This window comes from Variovorax sp. 20P10.2.4 (genome assembly GCF_058244205.1).
This window is the reverse complement of the sequence record NZ_JBZAYE010000846.1, coordinates 1-2,599: the sequence shown is the minus strand read 5'-3', so window position 1 is coordinate 2,599 and position 2,599 is coordinate 1. Positions and strand designations below refer to the sequence as shown.

3 protein-coding genes are annotated in these 2,599 nt (G+C 72.4%); all 3 read right to left on the bottom strand.

Features of this window, described 5'->3' with window-relative positions:
• Positions 1–1,015 (bottom strand): tRNA 2-selenouridine(34) synthase MnmH (gene mnmH / locus AC27VN_RS38440; protein ID WP_490880061.1); only part of this gene is annotated, 1,015 nt, incomplete at its 3' end.
• A 38-nt stretch (positions 1,016–1,053) separates the two neighbouring features.
• Positions 1,054–1,848 (bottom strand): phosphonate ABC transporter, permease protein PhnE, encoded by a 795-nt coding sequence (gene phnE / locus AC27VN_RS38435; RefSeq protein ID WP_490880060.1) that lies wholly within the window; start codon positions 1,846–1,848, stop codon positions 1,054–1,056.
• A partial coding sequence (locus AC27VN_RS38430; RefSeq protein ID WP_490880059.1) for a PhnE/PtxC family ABC transporter permease occupies positions 1,845–2,599 on the bottom strand: 755 nt, incomplete at its 5' end. The genes phnE and AC27VN_RS38430, both read right to left, overlap by 4 nt.

Below are 2,599 nucleotides of genomic sequence, written 5' to 3'. Positions count from 1 at the left end.
CGATGCCCTGATCGCCGAGGTCGGCCGCGGCCACGCGGCGCCGCGTGGCCCAGGTCTTGAAATGGCGCTCCTGCGACTTCTCGTAGTGCGGGTCGTAGTGCAGCGCCATCAGCTCGGCGAAGAGCAGCGGCAGCTGCGCCTCGTGCGCCCACTGCTGCCAGCGCGCCACCGTCTCCTTGCCCTGCAGTTCCTTGAGCAGGCCGAGCTGGCCGGCCAGCGCCGCGCGGTCGTCGCCGAGGTAGGCGTAGTCGCGCAGCAGGTAGGCCAGCCGCGCCTCGGGCGTGGCCACCACCTCGATGCAGGGCGCGCTGCGCATCTTCGCCACCAGCGACAGCGGCAGCGAGAGACGGCCGATGCGGATGCTCTCGCCCTCGACGTACAGCGGGCGCTGCAGGTCGATGCCTTCGAGCACCGTCGCGATGCGGGTCTCGAAATGCTTCTGCGAGGGTTGCGCCACGCCCGGCAGCGAACCCAGCAGCGAGCCCTTGTGGTTCGCGAAGTCCTCGAGGTCGAGCACCTGCTCGCCGCTCGCGGCCAGCGCATGCAGCACGCGGGTCTTGGCGCTGCCGGTGGCGCCGCAGACCACGCGCAGGTCGAGCCGCGGCGTCAGCGCGTCGAGCTGCGAGATCACGTGGCGCCGGAAGCTCTTGTAGCCGCCCGCGAGCTGCTGGGCGTCCCAGCCCACCAGCCGCAGCCAGGTCACCATCGAGCCGCTGCGCATGCCGCCGCGCCAGCAGTAGACCAGCGGCTTCCACTTCTCGGGCCGGTCGGCCAGCGTGTCGCGCAGATGCCGCGCGATGTTGGCCGCGACCATTGCGCCGCCGATGCGCCGCGCCTCGAAGGCGCCGGTCTGCACGTAGACGGTGCCGACGATGCGGCGCTCCTCGTCGTCGAGCACGGGGCAGTTGATGGCGCCCGGGATGTGGTCGAGCGCGAACTCGGCCGGCGAGCGGGCGTCGATGATCGTGTCGAAGGCGTGGCGGTCGACGACCCGCACGGGCTGGCGGTGACTCATGGCGGGAACCTCATGCCCCCGATTGTCGCCCCGAGGCTTCAGGCGTAGGCGGGACCGAGTCCCCGGCGCAAGCGAGCGCTCGCGAAGTCCACCAGCGTGACCAGCACGAACATCGCGAGCAGCACCGTCATCGCCTGCTGCTGCTGGAAGATCGAGAGGTGGAAGTACAGCAGCTGCCCGAGCCCGCCGCCGCCCACGAAGCCCAGCACCGCGGCCATGCGGATGTTCATCTCCCAGCGGTAGAGCGTGTAGGCCACCCACTGCGGCAGCACGATCGGCAGGCTGGCATAGCTGAAGGCCGCGACCGGGCCGGCGCCCGAGAGCGTCAGCGCGTGCTCGGGCTCGCGCGGCGCGTTCTCGAGCGCCTCGGCGAACAGGCGGCCCAGCACGCCCGTGGTGTGCAGCGCCAGCGCGAGCGCGCCCGCGAAGGGGCCGATGCCCGCGGCCAGCACCATCAGCGCGGCCCAGACCAGCTCGGGCACGCTGCGCAGCAGGTTGAGGATGAAGCGCGCCGTGTGGCGCGGCAGCCAGCCGGCGCGGCCGGAAGCGGGCAGTGCGAGCACCGCGCCCGCCAGCGCCGCGAGCACCGTGCCGAGCGCCGACACCGCGAGCGTCTGCAGCGCGCCGTGGCCGACCTTGGCGAGGAAGCCGCCCGAGAGGTCGGGCGGGAAGAACTCCGCGATGAACTTGCCCATGAGAGCGAGCGACTCGGCCGAGCCCAGCGCGCGGTAATCGATGCCGAGGTAGACGAAGCTCGCGATCACCGCCGCCGCGATCAGCAGCAGCGCGATCCGGCAGCGCAGGCAGGGCGGTGGGCGTGGCGGCAGGTTCATGCCAGCAGCCTGCGCAGCGCGTTGCTCAGCACGTCCGCCAGCAGCACCAGCAGCAGGAACACCAGCAGGATGCTGCTGGCCTCGCCGCCGTTGAGCATCTTCATCGACTGGTCCATCAGCTGGCCCAGCCCGCCCGCGCCGACGAAGCCCATCACCACCGAGGCGCGCACCGCGCACTCCCAGCGGTACACGGTGTACGAGGCCAGCTCCTGCGCCGTGTGCGGCAAGAGGCCGTAGCACAGCGCCGCGAGCCGGCCGCTGCCGGCCTCGAGCAGCGCGCGCGCGGGGCGGGTGTCGGTCGATTCGAGGATCTCGGCGTAGACCTTGCCGAGCATGCCGCCATAGGTGATGGCCAGCGCCAGCACGCCGGCCGCGGGGCCCAGGCCCAGCGCGCGCACGAACAGCAGCGCCCAGACGATCTCGGGGATCGCGCGCAGCACCATCAGCAGCCAGCGCGCCGCCTGCCGCACGATGCCCGCGCGCACACGGCCCGGCCCGGGGCCGATGCGCGAGATCGACAGCGCGCGCGTCGTCACGAAGGCCAGCGGCGCGCCGATCAGCAGCGCGAGCGCGGTGCCGGCCGTGGCCATGGCCAGCGTCTCGAGCGTGGCCTTGGCAAGCAGCGCGAGAAAGGCGGGCGAGCCATCGGGCGGAAGGAAGCCCGCGAGAAAGCCGCCGATGACCGCGAGGTTGCCGCTGCCGAACAGCGCCCAGGGCTTGAACTCGGCCAGCGTCAGCATCGGCCACGCGA